Source organism: Klebsiella sp. K5-45, from assembly GCF_030128605.1.
GTDB classification, from domain to species: domain Bacteria; phylum Pseudomonadota; class Gammaproteobacteria; order Enterobacterales; family Enterobacteriaceae; genus Klebsiella; species Klebsiella quasipneumoniae.
Map to the genome: position 1 here is coordinate 151980 of NZ_JAKUZW010000007.1, position 20434 is coordinate 172413.

The 20434-nt window shown below is 58.0% G+C and carries 16 protein-coding genes; 8 read left to right on the forward strand and 8 right to left on the reverse strand.

What is annotated here, in order from left to right; translation table 11 throughout:
- Positions 1-328: 328 nt before the first annotated feature.
- From carA to folA, 6 genes are all read left to right on the forward strand, one after another.
- Positions 329-1477 carry a glutamine-hydrolyzing carbamoyl-phosphate synthase small subunit gene (gene carA, locus MKS11_RS16400; protein WP_004212571.1) on the forward strand — a complete coding sequence of 383 codons (1149 nt, stop codon included), beginning with the start codon at positions 329-331 and terminating at the stop codon, positions 1475-1477.
- Positions 1478-1494: 17 nt separating this feature from the next.
- Positions 1495-4719 (forward strand): carbamoyl-phosphate synthase large subunit, encoded by a 3225-nt coding sequence (carB, locus tag MKS11_RS16405; protein ID WP_004204267.1) that lies wholly within the window; start codon positions 1495-1497, stop codon positions 4717-4719.
- 169 nt (positions 4720-4888) lie between these two features.
- On the forward strand, positions 4889-5122 hold the full coding sequence (locus tag MKS11_RS16410) for a YgdI/YgdR family lipoprotein (RefSeq protein ID WP_002888059.1): 234 nt from the start codon (positions 4889-4891) through the stop codon (positions 5120-5122).
- A gap of 131 nt (positions 5123-5253) precedes the next feature.
- Positions 5254-5787: a glutathione-regulated potassium-efflux system oxidoreductase KefF gene (gene kefF, locus MKS11_RS16415; RefSeq protein WP_004204269.1), complete on the forward strand. Its 534-nt coding sequence runs from the start codon at positions 5254-5256 to the stop codon at positions 5785-5787.
- Positions 5780-7645, forward strand: coding sequence for a glutathione-regulated potassium-efflux system protein KefC (gene kefC, locus MKS11_RS16420; RefSeq protein WP_032455542.1), 1866 nt, complete (start codon positions 5780-5782; stop codon positions 7643-7645). Before kefF ends, kefC begins: the two co-directional genes overlap by 8 nt.
- Positions 7646-7818: 173 nt before the next feature.
- Complete coding sequence (folA, locus tag MKS11_RS16425) at positions 7819-8298, forward strand: type 3 dihydrofolate reductase (protein ID WP_004204271.1); 480 nt, start codon at positions 7819-7821, stop codon at positions 8296-8298.
- 207 nt (positions 8299-8505) lie between these two features.
- Here folA and apaH read toward each other — a convergent pair whose 3' ends face one another.
- The 6 genes from apaH to lptD are packed head-to-tail and all read right to left on the reverse strand — an operon-like array spanning position 8506 to position 15241.
- The gene (apaH, locus tag MKS11_RS16430; RefSeq protein ID WP_004204272.1) at positions 8506-9354 is read right to left on the reverse strand and encodes a bis(5'-nucleosyl)-tetraphosphatase (symmetrical) ApaH; all 849 of its coding nucleotides are present in this window, start codon (positions 9352-9354) and stop codon (positions 8506-8508) included.
- A 4-nt stretch (positions 9355-9358) separates the two neighbouring features.
- On the reverse strand, positions 9359-9736 hold the full coding sequence (gene apaG / locus MKS11_RS16435; protein WP_004204274.1) for a Co2+/Mg2+ efflux protein ApaG: 378 nt from the start codon (positions 9734-9736) through the stop codon (positions 9359-9361).
- Between the two features lie 2 nt (positions 9737-9738).
- On the reverse strand, positions 9739-10560 hold the full coding sequence (rsmA, locus tag MKS11_RS16440; RefSeq protein ID WP_004204275.1) for a 16S rRNA (adenine(1518)-N(6)/adenine(1519)-N(6))-dimethyltransferase RsmA: 822 nt from the start codon (positions 10558-10560) through the stop codon (positions 9739-9741).
- Positions 10557-11546 carry a 4-hydroxythreonine-4-phosphate dehydrogenase PdxA gene (gene pdxA / locus MKS11_RS16445; RefSeq protein WP_048294146.1) on the reverse strand — a complete coding sequence of 330 codons (990 nt, stop codon included), beginning with the start codon at positions 11544-11546 and terminating at the stop codon, positions 10557-10559. Before pdxA ends, rsmA begins: the two co-directional genes overlap by 4 nt.
- Positions 11547-11551: 5 nt before the next feature.
- Entirely contained in the window at positions 11552-12838 is a 1287-nt protein-coding gene (gene surA, locus MKS11_RS16450; RefSeq protein WP_004204278.1) for a peptidylprolyl isomerase SurA, read from the reverse strand.
- Between the two features lie 54 nt (positions 12839-12892).
- Entirely contained in the window at positions 12893-15241 is a 2349-nt protein-coding gene (gene lptD / locus MKS11_RS16455; protein ID WP_284109628.1) for an LPS assembly protein LptD, read from the reverse strand.
- A gap of 243 nt (positions 15242-15484) precedes the next feature.
- Here lptD and djlA point away from each other — a divergent pair, with 243 nt between their 5' ends.
- The gene (djlA, locus tag MKS11_RS16460) at positions 15485-16312 is read left to right on the forward strand and encodes a co-chaperone DjlA (RefSeq protein ID WP_008807470.1); all 828 of its coding nucleotides are present in this window, start codon (positions 15485-15487) and stop codon (positions 16310-16312) included.
- A gap of 30 nt (positions 16313-16342) precedes the next feature.
- Here the strand turns inward: djlA and MKS11_RS16465 are convergent, their stop codons facing one another.
- Together MKS11_RS16465 and MKS11_RS16470 are read right to left on the reverse strand one after the other, a co-directional pair.
- Positions 16343-17041 (reverse strand): response regulator, encoded by a 699-nt coding sequence (locus MKS11_RS16465; protein WP_004204282.1) that lies wholly within the window; start codon positions 17039-17041, stop codon positions 16343-16345.
- Positions 17031-18656, reverse strand: coding sequence for a sensor histidine kinase (locus MKS11_RS16470; RefSeq protein WP_017901206.1), 1626 nt, complete (start codon positions 18654-18656; stop codon positions 17031-17033). Before MKS11_RS16470 ends, MKS11_RS16465 begins: the two co-directional genes overlap by 11 nt.
- Before the next feature lie 323 nt (positions 18657-18979).
- Here MKS11_RS16470 and MKS11_RS16475 point away from each other — a divergent pair, with 323 nt between their 5' ends.
- Entirely contained in the window at positions 18980-20344 is a 1365-nt protein-coding gene (locus tag MKS11_RS16475; protein WP_004204284.1) for a 2-hydroxycarboxylate transporter family protein, read from the forward strand.
- Positions 20345-20434 lie beyond the last annotated feature (90 nt).

Here is a 20434-nt window from a genome sequence, read left to right on the forward strand (position 1 = left end):
ATGTTGTTCGCTTTTTAAGTGAATGAAATGTAAGTTTTGACCATCTGGTCCACTTTTTTGCCGTCCAGCGCCAGATTTTACACTCTTCGCCGTCCGCAAGCGTTTTCTCAGCCAGGTTTGTTGATCTTTTTGGCGTTAAAATCACATGTTATGCGCCAGTGGCGTAAAATGACATTAAAAATCTCCGCTTTAAGTTGACTTTTATCCGACATCTCTCCAGAATGCCGCCGTTTGCCAAAAATCTGCGGGCAACAGATTTGCATTGATTCAGATCGTGTTTATGAATTAATATGCAAATAAAGTGAGTGGATATTCTCTGGAGGATGTTTTGATTAAGTCAGCGCTATTGGTTCTGGAAGACGGAACCCAGTTTCACGGTCGGGCCATCGGGGCAACCGGCACGGCGGTTGGGGAAGTCGTTTTCAATACTTCAATGACCGGTTATCAAGAAATCCTCACTGATCCTTCCTATTCCCGCCAAATCGTCACTCTTACTTATCCTCATATTGGTAATGTCGGCACCAACGCCGCCGATGAAGAATCTTCTCAGGTACATGCTCAGGGTCTGGTTATTCGCGACCTGCCGCTGATTGCCAGCAACTTCCGCAGTACCGAAGACCTCTCTTCCTATCTGAAGCGCCATAACATCGTGGCGATTGCCGATATCGATACCCGCAAGCTGACGCGTCTGCTGCGTGAGAAAGGGGCGCAGAATGGCTGCATCATCGCGGGCGACAGCCCGGATGCCCAGCTGGCGCTGGAAAAAGCGAAAGCGTTCCCGGGCCTGAACGGCATGGACCTGGCGAAGGAAGTGACCACCGCAGAAACCTACAGCTGGACGCAAGGCAGCTGGACCCTGGCGGGCGACCTGCCGGAAGCGAAAGCGGAAAGCGAGCTGCCGTTCCACGTCGTGGCGTATGACTTCGGCGCGAAACGCAACATCCTGCGCATGCTGGTTGACCGCGGCTGCCGCCTGACGGTGGTGCCGGCGAAGACTTCGGCGGCGGATGTGCTGGCGCTGAATCCGGACGGTATTTTCCTCTCCAACGGCCCAGGCGACCCGGCGCCGTGTGATTACGCTATCGAGGCGATTGAAAAATTCCTCGAGACCGATATTCCGGTGTTTGGCATCTGTCTCGGCCATCAGCTGCTGGCGCTGGCGAGCGGCGCCAAGACCATTAAGATGAAGTTCGGCCACCACGGCGGCAACCACCCGGTGAAAGATATTGATAACAACGTGGTGATGATCACCGCCCAGAACCACGGCTTCGCCGTGGATGAGGCGACGCTGCCGGCCAACCTGCGCGTGACCCACAAGTCGCTGTTCGACGGCACCCTGCAGGGGATCCATCGCACCGACAAGCCGGCGTTCAGCTTCCAGGGGCACCCTGAAGCGAGCCCGGGGCCGCACGATGCCGCGCCGCTGTTCGACCACTTTATCGAGTTAATTGAGCAATACCGTCAGTCCGCGAAATAATCAGGAGTAAAAGAGCCATGCCAAAACGTACAGACATAAAAAGTATCCTGATTCTGGGCGCGGGCCCGATTGTTATCGGTCAGGCGTGCGAGTTTGACTACTCCGGCGCCCAGGCCTGTAAAGCCCTGCGCGAAGAGGGCTACCGCGTTATCCTGGTGAACTCTAACCCAGCGACCATCATGACCGACCCGGAAATGGCCGATGCCACCTACATCGAGCCGATTCACTGGGAAGTGGTGCGCAAAATCATCGAAAAAGAGCGCCCGGACGCGGTGCTGCCGACCATGGGCGGCCAGACGGCGCTGAACTGCGCGCTGGAGCTGGAGCGTCAGGGGGTGCTGGCTGAATTCGGCGTGACCATGATTGGCGCCACCGCCGATGCGATTGACAAGGCCGAAGACCGTCGCCGATTCGATATCGCGATGAAAAAAATCGGTCTCGACACCGCGCGTTCAGGTATCGCCCATACGATGGAAGAGGCGCTGGCGGTAGCGGCTGACGTCGGCTATCCGTGCATCATCCGTCCGTCGTTCACCATGGGGGGCACCGGCGGCGGCATCGCCTATAACCGCGAAGAGTTTGAAGAGATTTGTACCCGCGGCCTGGATCTCTCTCCTACCAACGAGCTGCTGATTGATGAATCGCTGATCGGCTGGAAAGAGTATGAGATGGAAGTGGTGCGCGATAAGAACGACAACTGCATCATCGTCTGCTCTATCGAAAACTTCGACGCCATGGGGATCCACACCGGTGACTCCATCACCGTTGCGCCGGCGCAGACCCTGACCGACAAAGAATACCAAATCATGCGTAACGCCTCGATGGCGGTGCTGCGTGAAATCGGCGTCGAAACCGGCGGCTCTAACGTTCAGTTCGCGGTCAACCCGAAAAACGGTCGCCTGATCGTTATTGAAATGAACCCGCGCGTTTCCCGCTCCTCGGCGCTGGCCTCCAAAGCCACCGGTTTCCCGATTGCCAAAGTGGCAGCCAAGCTGGCGGTAGGTTACACCCTCGACGAGCTGATGAACGACATCACCGGCGGCCGTACCCCGGCTTCCTTCGAGCCGTCCATCGACTACGTGGTCACTAAAATTCCACGCTTTAACTTCGAAAAATTCGCCGGCGCAAATGACCGTCTGACCACCCAGATGAAGTCCGTCGGCGAAGTGATGGCGATTGGCCGTACCCAGCAGGAATCCTTGCAGAAAGCGCTGCGCGGTCTGGAAGTGGGCGCCACCGGCTTCGATCCGAAAGTGAGCCTCGACGATCCGGAAGCGCTGACCAAAATCCGCCGCGAGCTGAAAGACGCCGGCGCTGAGCGTATCTGGTACATCGCCGACGCGTTCCGCGCGGGCCTCTCGGTTGACGGCGTCTTCAACCTGACCAACATCGACCGCTGGTTCCTGGTGCAGATTGAAGAGCTGGTCCGTCTGGAAGAGAAAGTGGCGGAAGTGGGCATCAACGGCCTCGACGCTGACTTCCTGCGCACCCTGAAACGTAAAGGCTTTGCCGATGCGCGTCTGGCGAAGCTGGCGGGCGTGCGGGAAGCGGAAATCCGTAAACTGCGCGACCAGTATGACCTGCACCCGGTCTACAAGCGCGTGGACACCTGCGCCGCGGAATTCGCCACCGATACCGCCTACATGTACTCCACCTATGAAGAAGAGTGCGAGTCCAACCCGTCCGTTGACCGCGATAAAATCATGGTCCTCGGCGGCGGCCCGAACCGTATCGGTCAGGGTATCGAATTTGACTACTGCTGCGTACACGCCTCGCTGGCGCTGCGCGAAGACGGTTACGAGACCATCATGGTCAACTGTAACCCGGAAACCGTCTCTACCGACTACGACACTTCCGACCGTCTGTACTTCGAGCCGGTCACCCTGGAAGACGTGCTGGAAATCGTGCGCATCGAGAAGCCAAAAGGCGTTATCGTGCAGTACGGCGGGCAGACTCCGCTGAAGCTGGCGCGCGCCCTGGAAGCCGCAGGCGTACCGGTTATTGGTACCAGCCCGGACGCTATCGACCGGGCGGAAGACCGTGAGCGCTTCCAGCACGCGGTTGACCGTCTGAAGCTGAAGCAGCCGGCGAACGCCACCGTCACCGCCATTGAGCAGGCGGTAGAGAAAGCGAAAGAGATTGGCTACCCGCTGGTGGTGCGTCCGTCTTACGTGCTCGGCGGTCGGGCGATGGAGATCGTCTATGACGAGCAGGATCTGCGCCGCTACTTCCAGACTGCGGTCAGCGTCTCCAACGACGCGCCAGTGCTGCTGGACCGCTTCCTCGACGACGCGATTGAAGTGGATGTCGATGCCATCTGCGATGGCGAAATGGTGCTGATTGGCGGCATCATGGAGCATATCGAACAGGCAGGCGTCCACTCCGGCGACTCCGCCTGTTCCCTGCCAGCCTATACCCTGAGCAAAGAGATTCAGGATGTGATGCGCGAGCAGGTGCAGAAGCTGGCCTTCGAGCTGCAGGTTCGCGGTCTGATGAACGTCCAGTTCGCGGTGAAAGATAACGAAGTCTATCTGATTGAAGTCAACCCGCGTGCGGCGCGCACCGTGCCGTTCGTCTCCAAAGCCACCGGCGTACCGCTGGCGAAAGTGGCGGCGCGCGTGATGGCCGGTAAGACGCTGGCGCAGCAGGGCGTGACCAAAGAGATCATCCCGCCGTACTACTCGGTGAAAGAGGTGGTCCTGCCGTTCAACAAATTCCCGGGCGTTGACCCGCTGTTAGGGCCAGAAATGCGTTCCACCGGGGAAGTGATGGGCGTTGGCCGTACCTTTGCCGAAGCGTTCGCCAAAGCGCAGCTGGGCAGCAACTCGACCATGAAGAAACAGGGTCGCGCGCTGCTCTCCGTCCGCGAAGGCGACAAAGAGCGTGTGGTCGACCTGGCAGCGAAGCTGCTGAAGTTTGGCTTCGAGCTGGATGCGACTCACGGCACGGCGATTGTGCTGGGCGAAGCGGGCATCAACCCGCGTCTGGTGAACAAGGTGCATGAAGGTCGTCCGCACATTCAGGACCGCATCAAGAATGGCGAATATACCTACATCATCAACACCACCGCAGGTCGTCAGGCGATTGAAGACTCCAAGCTGATTCGCCGCAGCGCGCTGCAGTACAAGGTGCACTATGACACCACCCTGAACGGCGGCTTTGCCACCGCGATGGCGCTGAACGCTGACGCCACCGACAAGGTGATTTCGGTTCAGGAAATGCACGCGCAAATCACCAAATAAGCGCTCCGGCCTGGCCGGATAGCAACACACCTGGGCTGACGACTTCGTCAGCCCATTTTTTTTGGCCGCGGCCATCTTCAGAGAGTTCTGCTTTTAACCCCCTGTCGGGTCAGGCTAACTATAGTTAGCACCATAACGATACCTATTGATGAAAAGACAGGAGGATACAATGCGGAACAATATTCTGGTGGCATCCGCACTGGCAGCGACGGCAATCATGTTCGTGGCCGGCTGCTCATCGAATCAGTCGATCAAAACCACCGACGGCAAGACCATTGTCACCAGCGGTAAACCGCAGGTGGATGATGATACCGGTCTGGTCTCTTACAAAAATGCCGAAACCGGACGCGTGGAGCAGATTAACCGCGATCAGGTGAAATCTATGGATGAGCTGGATAATTAAGGCCTGACGTTTGCCATTCAGGCGCGCGTTGTGTCCACCACCGCGACATAAATCACAGTTATCATTGTAAGCGGTTCATTTAACTGTCTACACTCTTGCTGATTACGACAAGAGCTAACGCAGGCCAATCAATGATTCTGATAATTTATGCGCATCCTTATCCGCAGCATTCGCATGCGAATAAGCGAATGCTTGAACAAGCAGGGACGCTTGAAGGCGTAGAGATACGCTCCCTCTATCAACTCTATCCCGACTTTAATATCGATGTCGCCGCCGAGCAGGCGGCGCTCGCCCGTGCCGATCTGGTTATCTGGCAGCACCCGATGCAGTGGTATAGCGTGCCGCCGCTGCTGAAGCTGTGGATGGACAAAGTGCTGTCGCACGGCTGGGCCTATGGCCATAACGGTATTGCGCTGCGCGGTAAATCGCTGATGTGGGCGGTGACCACCGGCGGCGGTGAAAGCCACTTTGATATCGGTTCGTTTCCCGGTTTCCCGGTGCTGGCGCAGCCGCTGCAGGCCACGGCGCTCTACTGCGGGATGAAATGGCTGCCGCCGTTCGCCATGCACTGCACCTTTATCTGCGATGACGAAACGCTGCAGGCGCAGGCCCGCCATTATCGTCAACGCTTAATCGACTGGCAGGAGGCACATCAAAATGGATAGCCATACGCTGATACAGGCGCTGATTTACCTGGGCGCCGCGGCGCTGATTGTGCCCATCGCCGTCCGCCTTGGGCTGGGGTCGGTGCTGGGCTATCTCATCGCCGGCTGTATTATTGGGCCGTGGGGGCTGCGGCTGGTGACCGACGCCGAGGCGATTCTGCACTTTGCCGAGATTGGCGTGGTGCTGATGCTGTTCGTCATTGGTCTGGAACTGGATCCGCAGCGTCTGTGGAAGCTGCGCGCTTCGGTGTTTGGCGGCGGTGCGCTGCAGATGGTGGCCTGTGGGGTATTGATCGGCCTCTTCTGCATGCTGCTGGGGTTGCGTTGGCAGGTGGCCGAGCTGATCGGTATGACCCTGGCGCTCTCCTCAACCGCGATCGCCATGCAGGCGATGAATGAGCGCAATCTGACGGTATCGCAGATGGGGCGCAGCGCCTTCGCGGTGCTGCTATTCCAGGATATCGCGGCGATCCCGCTGGTGGCGATGATCCCGCTGCTGGCGGCCAGCGGCGGCGCCACTTCGCTGATGGCTTTTGCACTTTCCGCGCTGAAGGTGGCCGCGGCGCTGGCGCTGGTGGTGGTGCTGGGGCGCTATCTGACCCGTCCGTTGCTGCGTTTTGTCGCCCGTTCCGGTCTGCGCGAAGTATTCAGCGCCGTGGCCCTGTTCCTGGTCTTCGGCTTTGGGCTGTTGCTGGAGGAGGTGGGGCTGTCGATGGCGATGGGGGCGTTTCTCGCCGGGGTGCTGCTGGCCAGCTCCGAGTATCGCCATGCGCTGGAAAGCGATATTGAGCCGTTTAAAGGCCTGCTGCTGGGGCTGTTTTTTATCGGCGTCGGGATGTCGATTGATTTCGGCACCCTGGTCACCCATCCGCTGCGTATCGTGATTTTGCTGGTGGGTTTCCTGGCGATAAAAATGCTGATGCTGTGGCTTATCGCCAGGCCGCTTGGCGTGCCTCGCGCTCAGCGCCGCTGGTTTGCGGTGCTGCTGGGGCAGGGGAGTGAGTTCGCGTTTGTGGTCTTTGGCGCCGCGCGGATGGCGGAGGTGCTGGACGGCGAATGGGCAAAGGCGCTGACCCTGGCGGTGGCGCTGTCGATGGCGGCAACCCCCATTCTGCTGGTGCTGTTGACCCGTCTGGAGAAATCGTCCAGCGGCCAGGCGCGGGATGCGGACGAGATTGATGAAGAGCAGCCGCGGGTGATTGTCGCCGGCTTTGGCCGCTTCGGGCAGATCGCCGGGCGACTACTGCTCTCCAGCGGGGTGAAGATGGTGATCCTCGATCATGACCCGGACCATGTCGATACTCTGCGCAAATTTGATATGAAGGTGTTCTACGGCGACGCCACCCGGGTCGATCTGCTGGAGTCGGCCGGCGCCGAAAAGGCGGAGGTACTGATCAATGCCATTGACGATCCGCACGTCAGCCTGGAGCTGGTGGCGAGGGTAAAAGAGCATTTTCCGCATCTGCAGATTATCTCCCGCGCCCGCGATGTCGATCACTATATCCAGCTGCGTCAGGCTGGCGTTGATGCCCCGGAGCGTGAAACCTTCGAGGCGGCACTGAAATCCGGCCGAATGACCCTGGAGGCGCTGGGGCTCGGCGCGTATGAAGCGCGCGAGCGGGCCGATCTGTTCCGTCGTTTCAACCTGCAGATGGTCGAAGAGATGGTGGCGATGGCGGAAAACGACGCGGCGTCGCGGGTGGCGGTCTTCAAGCGGACCAGCGATATGCTGACCGGCATCATCAACGAAGATCGTCATCATCTGTCGCTGGTGCAGCGGCACGGTTGGCAGGGGACGGAAGAGGGCAGGCATACCGGCGATATCGCCGATGAGCCGGGAAATAAGCCCTCCGCCTGACGCTAATCAGTAACATTCTGTTTTCGTTTGGATCCTGTTCTGGCGGCCCACGGTGTGAACGTGGGCTTGCCAGCAAATCAGAAAATTTTCTTATTCTTTACCCTCCGGCCAGTCGACGAAGTTGTACGCTTTCCGTATAGTGGCGACAATTTTTTGTACTCAGGAATGAATGAATGATCAGTCTGATTGCGGCGTTAGCGGTAGATCGCGTCATTGGTATGGAAAACGCCATGCCATGGAACCTGCCTGCCGATCTCGCCTGGTTCAAACGCAACACATTAAATAAGCCGGTAGTGATGGGGCGTCTGACCTGGGAATCCATTGGGCGCCCGTTGCCGGGGCGTAAAAATATCGTGATCAGCAGCAAGCCAGGCAGCGACGATCGCGTGCAGTGGGTCTCCTCCGTTGACGAAGCGATTGCCGCCTGCGGCGATGTGGAAGAGATCATGGTGATTGGCGGCGGTCGGGTGTATGAGCAGTTCCTGCCAAAGGCGCAGAAGCTCTATCTGACCCATATCGATGCGGAAGTGGAAGGCGATACCCATTTCCCGGATTACGATCCGGACCAGTGGGAATCGGTGTTCAGCGAGTTTCATGACGCCGACGCGCAGAACTCCCACAGCTACTGCTTTGAGATCCTCGAACGCCGTTAAGCGGGAAGGATAGCAATGAAAAACCCCGGTCGCGTCTGGCGTGACCGGGGTTTTCTTTGGCGTGAATTCAGCGCCGATGACGCTGCCACTACTTTTTTGCGCCATGTTACCCGTCGCGGGCTTCGTCTTTCGGGAGCGCTGCTAGGGCGACAAATCGCAAGGAAATGTAGCCCGGATAAGGCGCAACGCGCCGCCATCCGGGAAGACTCAGGACGCGACGGCTTCGCCTTCGTCGAGGCTTTTCTGCCGGTTCGACGGCTGGGTAAAGTACTGCTTATCCTCCCAGCGCAGGCAGGTGAGTTCACCGCCCCAGCAGCAGCCGGTATCCAGCGCGTAAATGCCCTCCGGCGTACCGCGTCCCTCCAGCGACGCCCAGTGGCCAAAGGCAATGCTGTAGGCACTGCTGACCGGACCAGGAATGGCAAACCACGGCTTCAGCGGCGCCGGGGCGTCCTCGGGCGCTTCTTTCGAGTACATATCCAGCTGGCCGTTCGGGAAGCAGTAGCGCATGCGGGTAAAAGCGTTAGAGATAAAGCGCAGGCGCGCCAGGCCGCTCAGCTCGTTGCTCCAGTGATTCGGCATGTCGCCGTACATGGCATCAAGGAAGAAAGGGTAGGAGTCGCTGGAGAGCACCGCTTCAACATCGCGCGCGCACTGCTGGGCGGTCTCCAGATCCCACTGCGGCGTGATGCCGGCATGGGCCATCACCAGCTTTTTCTCTTCGTCCACCTGGAGCAGCGGCTGACGACGCAGCCAGTTAAGCAGCTCATCGGCATCCGGCGCTTCCAGCAGTGATTTCAGACGATCCTTCGGCTTGTTGCGGCTGATGCCGGCGAAGACCGCCAGCAAGTGTAAATCGTGATTGCCCAGCACCAGTCGCACGCTGTCGCCCAGAGATTTGACATAGCGCAGAACCTCCAGCGACCCCGGGCCACGGGCTACCAGATCGCCGGTCAGCCACAGCGTATCGCTCCGCGGGTCGAATTCAACCTGCGCTAATAATGCGATCAGTTCATCGTAGCAACCGTGAACGTCGCCAATAAGGTATGTTGACATTGTTTTAATGAATGAGCGTTGGAACTGCGAGACGGAAAACAGGGATCTCGATACGGAACGGCGCGCCGTCGATATCGATCATCTCATAATGACCCTGCATGGTTCCCAGCGGCGTTTCAATGACCGCGCCGCTGGTATATTGATATTCACCGCCGGCGGGAATATGCGGTTGCTCGCCGACCACCCCTTCACCCTGAACTTCAGTCTCACGACCGTGGCCGTTAGTGATGAGCCAGTAGCGGCCAAGCAGCTGAACCTGACTCCGCCCCAGATTGCGAATGGTGACGGTATAAGCGAAGACGTAGCGCTCTTCTTCCGGAGAAGATTGCGATTCGATATAGACGCTTTGCACCTGGACGCAAACACGAGGCGAATTGATCATGGTTAGCTCTCCTTCGATGGCAGATTGTCAGACAGCCAGTTGGCCATCTGGCAGTACTGCGCCACGGAAATATTTTCTGCACGCATGGCCGGGTCAATGCCCAGCTCGGTCAGCACTTCCACACTAAACAGGTTGCCGAGACTGTTGCGGATGGTCTTGCGGCGCTGGTTGAACGCTTCGGTGGTGATGCGGCTCAGTACCCGGATCTCTTTGACCGGATACGGCATCGTGCTGTGCGGCACCAGACGGACCACCGCGGAATCGACCTTAGGCGGCGGGGTGAACGCGCTCGGCGGCACTTCGAGTACCGGGATCACCTGGCAATAATATTGCGCCATCACGCTTAACCGACCATACGCCTTACTGTTCGGTCCGGCAACCAGACGATTCACCACTTCCTTCTGCAGCATAAAGTGCATATCGGCAATGGCATCAGTATAGCTGAACAGATGGAACATCAGCGGGGTCGAAATATTGTACGGCAGGTTGCCGAAGACGCGCAGCGGCTGACCCATTTTCTCCGCCAGTTCGCCGAAGTTCATGGTCATCGCATCCTGCTGATAGATGGTCAGCTTCGGCCCGAGGAACGGATGCGTCTGCAGGCGTGCCGCCAGATCGCGGTCCAGCTCAATGACGGTCAACTGGTCAAGGCGTTCGCCGACCGGCTCGGTCAGCGCGGCGAGACCGGGGCCGATTTCAACCATCGCCTGGCCTTTCTGCGGATTAATCGCCGAGACGATGCTGTCGATCACAAACTGATCGTTGAGGAAGTTCTGCCCGAAGCGTTTACGGGCTAAATGGCCCTGATGGACTCGATTATTCATTGGGTATTAACAATCATTTTGATGGCGAGATTAAGCGCCGTGATAAAACTGCCGACGTCCGCTGTTCCCTGGCCCGCTAATTCCAGTGCGGTGCCGTGGTCGACGGAGGTACGAATAAAAGGTAAACCGAGCGTAATGTTCACGCCGCGGCCAAAGCCCTGGTATTTTAGCACGGGCAGGCCCTGATCGTGGTACATCGCGAGTACCGCATCGGCATGGTCAAGGTATTTGGGCTGGAAAAGGGTGTCAGCTGGCAGCGGACCGCTGAGGTTCATCCCCTTCCCGCGCATCTCTTCCAGCACCGGAATGATGGTGTCTATCTCTTCCGTTCCCATATGACCGCCTTCGCCAGCATGCGGGTTAAGCCCGCAAACCAGCACGTGCGGCTGGGCAATACCAAATTTCGTGCGCAGGTCGTGATCGAGAATCGTGATGATCTCGCGCAGCAGGTCGGGCGTTATCGCCTCGCTGATGGCTTTCAACGGCAGATGGGTCGTCACCAGCGCCACCCGCAGCTCCTCGGTCGCCAGCATCATCACCACTTTGCTGGCCTGCGCGCGCTCTTCGAAGAACTCGGTATGACCGGTGAAGGCGATGCCGGCGTCGTTGATGTTGCCTTTGTGCACCGGGCCGGTCACTAACGCCGCGAATTCGCCGCTCAGGCAGCCGTCGCAGGCGCGCGCCAGCGTCTCGACCACGTAGGCGCCGTTCTGTACGTTCAGCACGCCGGGCTCCGCCGGGACGCTCAGCGGGACGTTAAGCAGCGTCAACGTACCGGCACGCTGCGGAACGGGCGGTTGCGCAGGATCGTATGGCAGGAGAGATAAAGGAAGACCGAGCCTTTGGGCTCGGTCAGTTAACAGGGCGCCGTCGGCGCAGATCACCAGCTCAACTGGCCAGTCGCGCTGGGCAAGCTGCACGACCAGGTCAGGGCCAATCCCGGCTGGTTCGCCGGGAGTGATAACAACTTTATGGGTTTCAGGCATCGATATTAGTTGCTCAGAATTTTAACATACGCACTGGCGCGCTGTTCCTGCATCCAGGTTGCCGCTTCTTCAGAGAATTTGCGGTTCATCAGCATACGGTAAGCACGATCTTTCTGCGCGGCGTCGGTTCTGTCGACCTGACGGCTATCCAGCAGTTCGATCAGGTGCCAGCCGAAGGAGGAGTGCACCGGTCCGCTGGTCTGCCCTTTGTTCAGACGCATCAGCGCATCGCGGAACGCAGGGTCGAAGATATCCGGCGTGGCCCAGCCTAAATCACCGCCCTGGTTCGCCGAGCCCGGATCTTCAGAATACGCTTTCGCCGCTTTAGCGAAGGTGGTTTTCCCGCTCTTAATGTCGGCGGCAATTTGCTCCAGCTTCGCCTGAGCCTGCGCATCGTTCATGATTGGCGATGGCTTCAGCAGAATATGACGGGCATGCACTTCAGTGACGGAGATGTTCTGGGTCCCGCCGCGCAGATCGTTCACTTTCAGAATGTGGAAGCCGACGCCGGAACGGATCGGACCGACGATATCCCCTTTCTTCGCGGTGCTTAACGCCTGGGCGAAAATGCCCGGCAGCTCCTGGATACGACCCCAGCCCATCTGGCCGCCCTTCAGCGCCTGCTGGTCGGCGGAGTAGGTGATCGCCAGTTTACCGAAGTTGGCGCCGTTGCGCGCTTGCTCAACGATAGCATTCGCTTGCTCCTGGGCCGCGGCGACTTGATCGGAGGTCGGGTTCTCCGGCAGCGGGATCAGGATGTGGCTCAGGTTGAGCTCGGTGCTGGCGTCGTTCTGGTCGCCGATCTGTTTGGCCAGCGCTTCCACTTCCTGCGGCAGCACGGTGATGCGACGACGCACTTCATTGTTACGCACTTCCGAAATCAGCATCTCTTTACGGATCTGGTTACGGTAGGTGTTGTAGTTGATGCCTTCATAGGCCAGACGGCTGCGCATCTGATCCATGGTCATGTTGTTTTGTTTAGCGATGTTGGCGATGGCCTGATCGAGCTGGTCGTCAGAGACCTTCACGCCCATCTTCTGCCCCATCTGTAACACGATCTGGTCCATGATCAGTCTTTCGAGGATCTGATGGCGCAGGGTCGCGTCATCCGGCAGCTGTTGGCCAGCCTGACCAGCATTGAGCTTAACCGATTGCATCAAACCATCGACGTCGCTTTCCAGCACGACGCCATTATTGACGACGGCCGCTACTTTATCGACCACCTGGGGGGCAGCGAAACTGGTATTCGCGATCATGGCGATACCGAGAAGCAGCGTTTTCCAGTTCTTCATACTTTTTCCATTTCGATTAACCGCAAATGCGGATGATGTTGTAAACCAGCCGCATCACAGGGAGCTCTGGTACGGTAAAATGTTCGAACGCAGCATCTGCTGGGTGCCGAGGCCGTAGTTAGAGCTCAGACCGCGCAATTCGATATTGATTCCGAAGGTGTTGTCGTATTTGCTCTCGCCGCCGTTGTTGTTGCTATCCCAGCCGTTGACTTTACGTTCGTAGCCAAGACGGATGGCGTAGCAGCAGGAGTTATACTGGACACCCAACATCTGGTTTGCTGCTTTTCGGGTATTGGTATCGTAGTAGTAGGCACCGACCACGGACCAGTGATCGACGATCGGCCAGCTGGCGGTCATCCCCACCTGCGAGATACCCTCTTTATATTGCGCCGCGGTGGAATATGACGGCAGTGTGGCCTGAATATATTCCGGGCTGGCGTAACGATAGTTAAGCTGGACTAAGCGGTTTTCATCGCGACGGTATTCAATGGTGCCGTTACCGGTTGCGACGTTATCCAGACGCGTATCGTACTGGATCCCGCCGCGCAGACCCCAGTTATCGGCAATGCGCCAGTAGGTGTCGCCGGCCCATACCAGTGAACCCGTGGTGTCGTTGTTCTCCCAGTTGATGTTGTCATCACCGGTGCGTGACTCGGTGAAATAGTAGATTTGACCAACGGAAATGTTAAAACGTTCCACCGCGGCGGCGTCATACACGCGCGAGGTGATACCGGTAGTGACCTGATTGGCCGACGCGATGCGGTCGAGACCGCTATAGGTACGGTCGCGGAACAGGCCGGTGTAGTCCGACTGCAACAGCGTGGAGTCGTAGCTGCCGATTTCACTCTGATCGCGGTACGGCACATACAGATACTGCATGCGTGGTTCCAGCGTTTGGGTGAATCCCTCCTGCAGGTCGCGCTCGAAGACCATTTTGCCGTCGACTTTAAACTGCGGCATCACGCGGCTAACGGACTCTTTGTAGTCCGTGCCGTTGGCGGCGTTGTACTTATCGAGGTTGCTCTGCTGGTAGTGGGTCGCCAGCAGCTTGGCTTCGGTATTCAGACTGCCCCAGCCGTTCGACAGCGGCAGGTTGATCGTCGGTTCGAAGTGAACGCGGGTCGCTTCCGGCATGTTGTTATTCGAGTTAACAAAATGGGCGACCTGGCCGTACAGATGGGTATCGAACGGACCGACATCGTTCTGGTAGTAGTTAATGTCGAGCTGCGGCTCAGCCGAGTAGGAGTTGCTCGACTCCCGATCGAAGACCTGGAACTGCTTGGTTGAGACCGTGGCGTCAAAGTTCTGATTGACATACCCGGCGCTGAATTTCTGCGTCGCATAGCCGTCGGTACTGGAACCATACTTCGAGCTGAAATCGTTGAAGTAGTCAGGATCGCTGACCTTGGTGTAGTCAGCGTTCAGACGCCACACCTGATCGATAACCCCGGAGTGGTTCCAGTAGAACAGCCAGCGGCGGCTGTTGCTGTCGCTGGAGTGGTCATCTTCGTAGACTTTATCCGACGGCAGGTAGTCGAACTCCGTTAAGCCGCTGCCGAGCTGGGTCAGGTAGCGGAATTCGTTTTCCCACATCACGCCGCCGCGCTTGTTCATATAGTGCGGGGTGATGGTGGCATCGAAGTTTGGCGCGATGTTCCAGTAGTACGGCAGGGAGAATTCCACGCCGTTTTTGGTGCTGTATTTCGCGTTCGGGATCAGGAAGCCTGAACGACGCTTATCGCCCACCGGCAGCTGCAGGTAGGGGCTGTAGAAAATCGGCACGGAGCCAAGCTTGAAGCGGGCGTTCCAGATCTCGGCGACTTGCTCTTCGCGATCGTGGATAACTTCGCTGCCCACGACGCTCCAGGTGTCGGAGCCCGGCAGACAGGAGGTAAAGCTGCCGTTTTCCAGAATGGTATAGCGGTTTTCACCGCGCTGTTTCATCAGGTCAGCAGTACCGCGTCCCTGGCGTCCGACCATCTGATAATCGCCCTGCCAGACGTTGGTATCTTTGGTATTCAGATTCGACCAGGCTTTTGGTCCTTTGAGGATCACCTGGTTATCGTCGTAATGCACGTTGCCCAGCGCGTCCACTGTGCGCACCGGCTGCGCCTGGCCCGCGGCCTGCTGCTGATGCAGCTGAACTTCGTCGGCGCGGAGGCGGCTATTCCCCTGGTTGATATCGACGTTGCCGGTAAAGACGGCGTTGTCCGGGTAATTGCCCTTCGCATGATCGGCGTTAATCGTCACCGGCAGATCGCCAGGCCGCCCTTCCACGAGCGGACGATCAAAGCTTGGCACGCCAAGCATACATTGCGTTGCGAGATCGGCAGCGAGGCCTTGTTGGCTATACAAGGCGCTGGCAATCATCGTAGCCAGGAGGCTGGGAATACGTTTTTTCATACGTTGTATTTATTGTTCCATCATCTTGTGGCAGCGGCTTGCAAACGGTCAGAGCCTAACTTACTCAACTTTATCACGCTAGTGTTAATCCTGCCCGTTTCGAGCCCGAGCGTTAGGCACCCTGTTGAATGACGAGTATGATAAAGCAAATTATAGGCTATGTCCCACAATTGACCGAGGCGCGAGTGCCGGGTAACGTGCGGTCATATTCGTGCTTAACGGCGACAAACAGTTGGGGAGTCTATGCAGTATTTGGGTAAAGTGATTGGCGTGGCAGTAGCTTTGCTGATGGGCGGTGGGTTCTGGGGCGTGGTGCTCGGCTTCCTGGTCGGCCATATGTTTGACCGGGCGCGCAGCCGCCGGTTGAATCTCTTCGCCAATCAGCAGGAGCGTCAGTCGCTCTTCTTTTCCACCACCTTTGAAGTGATGGGGCATCTGACCAAATCCAAGGGTCGCGTTACCGAGGCGGATATTCACGTCGCCAATGTGCTGATGGATCGCATGAATCTGCACGGCGCTTCGCGTACCGCGGCGCAGCAGGCGTTTCGCGACGGCAAAGCCGACAATTATCCGCTGCGCGAGAAGATGCGCCAGCTGCGCAGCGTCTGCTTTGGCCGCTTCGATCTGATTCGGATGTTTCTGGAAATTCAGCTGCAGGCGGCGTTCGCTGACGGCGAACTGCACCCTAACGAACGTGAAGTGCTGTTCGTCATCGCCGATGAGCTTGGCATCTCTCGCGCCCAGTTCGATCAATTCCTGCGAATGATGCAGGGCGGCGCCCAGTTTGGCGGCGGTTCGCAGCAGCAATCTTATGGTCAGCACGGCGGCAACGCCGGCTGGCAGCAGGCGCAGCGCGGGCCAACGCTGGAGGACGCCTGCAACGTGCTGGGGGTGAAACCGACTGACGACGCGGCGACGGTGAAGCGCGCCTATCGTAAGCTGATGAACGAGCACCATCCGGACAAGCTGGTGGCGAAAGGGCTGCCGCCGGAGATGATGGAGATGGCCAAACAGAAAGCCCAGGAGATCCAGAAGGCCTGGGAGCTGATCAAAGAACAGCGCGGCTTCTGAGTTTTTCAGCCCCTCGCCCGGCGAGAGGGGTTAGCGTTTGGCCTGTGCGCGGCGATACAGCCGCCGCGGATGGCCGATTTTTCCATACAGCATCTCCACCTCCAGAAACCCGGTCTCAACGCCGTGTTCAAGATAGCGGCGGGCGGTGGTTTTGCTGAGTCCGGCGGCGCTGACCACCTCATCAACGGAAAAGCAGTGCGCTTCCCGGCCGCTAAACAGACCCTGCACCAGCGCCAGCGTCTTCTCTTCAATCCCCTTGCTGCCACTATCTACGCGATAGTTCTTCGCCTGCAGTTGATAGAGGGAATCGACGTTCTGCTGATCGACGATTTTCCACTCCCGCTGCTGATCGTAGAACTGGATAAAACGCTCCAGCGACTGACTCAGCCGCTTCCATGATACCGGCTTAAGAATATAGTCGAAGGCGCCGTTGCGGATAGCCTGGCTGCAGGTTTCCATATCGCTGGCGGCGGTGATAAAGATCACCGAGCATTGGCTGGTCGCCAGCGCCGGATCGGTCATCAGCGTCACCCCTTTGCCGTCCGGCAAATAGTTATCCAGCAGTACCAGCTGCGGCGGGGTGGCGTGGAGCAACTGGCGGGCCTGGGCGAGGGAGGCCGCCATGCCCGCCAGCCGCAGACGCGGGTGTTTCTGCACAAGCTCGGCGTGCAGGCGCGCCAGCTCGCTCTCATCTTCAATGATTAGCACATCGACCAGGTCATGATGCATCGTGGGCCTCCGGGTGCGGACGGGCAGGTGCGTCGGCCGGGATAAACAGGGTGAAGATCGTTCCCCGCGGCGCATTATCGGCGACTTCGATGGTGCCGCCCGCCTGAGTGACATAATGTTCAATAAGATACAGACCAATGCCGTGATCGCCACGGGTTTTGGTGGTGACGCCGCGTTCAAAAATGCGCTCGCGGATATCGGGGCGGATGCCGACGCCGCGGTCGGCCACTTCGATAATCAGCTCCCGGGCGTTGAGCTGGATCAGGACTTCCACCGGCTCATGCGGAAGCTCGGCGCGCTGCGTGGCTTCGATGGCGTTATCCAGCAGGTTGCCGATGATGGAGATCAGCTCGGATTCCATCAGCGACGGCAGGGGACGGTCGATGCGGCAGGCCGGGTCGAAGCTCAGCGCCACGCCTTTTTCGCGGGCGCGGGTGGCTTTGCCGAGCAGCAGACCGCACAGCGTCGGCGAGTGGAAGTGCGAGGAGATAAAGTCCAATAGCTCCTGAGCATGTTCCGACTGGGCCTGAATATAGCGGATCGCTTCGTCATAATGGCCCATATGCAGCAGGCCGGAGAGGGTAGTCATCCGGTTGAGCTGCTCGTGGCGCATGATGCGCAGATTGTCGACATAGCGCTTCACCTGGCTCAGCTGGGCGGTGAGGGCATTGATTTCATTGCGGTCACGGAATGTGATCACCCAGCCCTGCAGGGTATTCTCCAGCATAATGCGTACCCGACTGGCGAGCACGGTCAACTGGTTGAAGCGGCACAGCTCATCGTGGGTGTCGCGCTCAAGCATGTCGCCGCTGGCGAAAAAGGGCTGCGGGGAAATCACGCTGTCAATCGACTGACCGCGCAGCTGACTGGCGGGCTGGCTGAGTCCCAGCAGGCTGCGGGCGGCATGGTTTATCACCTCAATGCGCCGCTGGCGATCGATGACGATCACCCCCTCAAAGATCGACTCCATCATCGCTTTTTGCTGTCGCACCAGCAGGCCTATCTCCCGCGGCTCGAGCGAAAAAATCTGCTTTTTGATGCTGCGGGTAAAGTACCAGGAGAAGATAAACAGGGCGATGAGCAGCAGAACGGCGGCGATAAAAATATTGATCACTTTGGTCAGGGTAATGCTGTCGAGATAGCTGGTGAGGTAGCCGACGGAGACAATGCCGATCACCCGCCCCTCGTCATCGACGATCGGCGTTTTGCTGCGCAGCGAGACCCCAAGTCCGCCTTTGCGAATGGTGGTAATGGATTTTCCCTCCAGTACCGCCTGGTTGTCGCCGCCAACCAGCCGCGTGCCGACCCACTCCGGATGGACCGAATGAAACAGATGCACCCCCTGGCGGTCGCCGATGACGATAAAGCTGGCGTCACTATGGGCGGCGATTTGCTGCATAAACGCCTGAATCGCCTGTGGGTCATGCCGGCTGACCTGCTGACGTAAATTTGGCATCAGGGCTATCTCTTCGGCCTGAATTTTGGCCCGGGCGCTCATTTCCTGATAAAGCTGGCGGCTGGCATCAAAGTAATAATAAATACCCAGTGCGATAAAGAGGACTGAGAAAAAAGCGACCAGCGAAATAAACAGCTTATATTGAAAAGATAATTTCATAGGTCCCGGACGACGTATTCACCATACCGGCACTCTATCATTTTTCTGTCACGTGACGTAAATGTTAAAGGAAAGTTGTGATCAGCGGCGCAGGCGCGGGCTGCCGCCAGCGGTTGCGGTGGATATAAGGCGTGATGGGAAATAAAAACCATAAAAACCACGATAATAAATCAGAGATATATCACCCCTGCGCGGATCCGCGAATAGAAACCATAAAAACCATAGTGACCATTAAAACTTCTTTTTTAATTCGGGGAGCTTCACATTAACGACGCCGCTGTCCCTTTACGCTGAAAATGAATAATAACGACAGGGCTGAATTTATGAGCACGACAGACAATGCATTCTCTGCAACCCTTGAACCGATCAATACGCCGAAAGCCACGCTCAGGCAGCGCTGGTGGCACATCATGGATAACTGGAAGGTAGGGATCGTCCCGCTGCCGCTGTTTTTGCTGGCCGGGGGGCTGATTGCCCTCGATTGCCTTGGCGGTAAACTGCCGAGCGATATCGTGGTGATGGTGGCCACTCTGGCTTTCTTTGGCTTCGCCTGCGGCGAGTTTGGTAAACGCCTGCCGGTGCTGGGGAAACTCGGCGCGGCGGCGATCTGCGCCACTTTTATTCCTTCCGCGCTGGTCCATTACGGTCTGCTGCCGGACGTGGTCGTGGAATCCACCACCAAATTCTATAAATCCACCAACATCCTCTATCTCTATATCTGCTGCATTATCGTCGGCAGCATCATGAGTATGAACCGCACCACCCTGATTCAGGGCTTCCTGAAGATCTTCTTCCCAATGCTGTGCGGCGAGGTGGTCGGCATGCTGGTGGGCATCGGCGTTGGCACGCTGCTGGGCATGGAGCCGTTTCAGGTGTTCTTCTTTATCGTGCTGCCGATCATGGCCGGGGGCGTGGGGGAAGGGGCGATCCCGCTGTCGATGGGCTATGCCGCGCTGATGCATATGGAGCAGGGGGTGGCCCTGGGCCGGGTGTTGCCGATGGTGATGCTCGGCAGCCTGACGGCGATCGTTATCTCCGGCTGCCTCAACCAGCTCGGCAAGCGCTTCCCGCATCTGACCGGCGAAGGGCAACTGATGCCGAACCGCAGCCATGAAACCCGCAGCCTCGGCGAGAGTGAAGGCATGAGCGGTAAAACCGACGTCGGGACGCTGGCCTCCGGCGCGCTGCTGGCGGTACTGCTGTATATGATGGGGATGCTCGGCCACAAACTGATTGGTCTGCCGGCGCCGGTGGGCATGCTGTTTCTCGCGGTGCTGTTAAAGCTGGCTAATGTGGTGTCTCCGCGCCTGCAGGAGGGATCGCAGATGGTGTATAAATTCTTCCGCACCGCGGTCACCTACCCGATCCTCTTTGCCGTCGGTGTGGCGATCACCCCGTGGCAGGAGCTGGTGAACGCCTTCACTTTCACCAATCTGCTGGTGATCGTCAGCACCGTCTCCGCGCTGGTGGCGACCGGTTTCCTGGTCGGTAAAAAGATAGGGATGCACCCGATCGATGTGGCGATTGTCTCCTGTTGCCAGAGCGGGCAGGGCGGCACCGGCGATGTGGCGATCCTGACCGCTGGTAACCGCATGAGCCTGATGCCGTTCGCGCAGATCGCTACCCGGATTGGCGGGGCGATAAATGTCTCTCTGGGGTTGCTGTTCCTCAGCCACTATCTGGCGTGATATAACGCTACGCTCAGCGATAAAACTGCTATTTTCCGCTACAGAACGCCGAAAATATCTGCGTTCTGTATCCTAAATGCTCCGCATTTA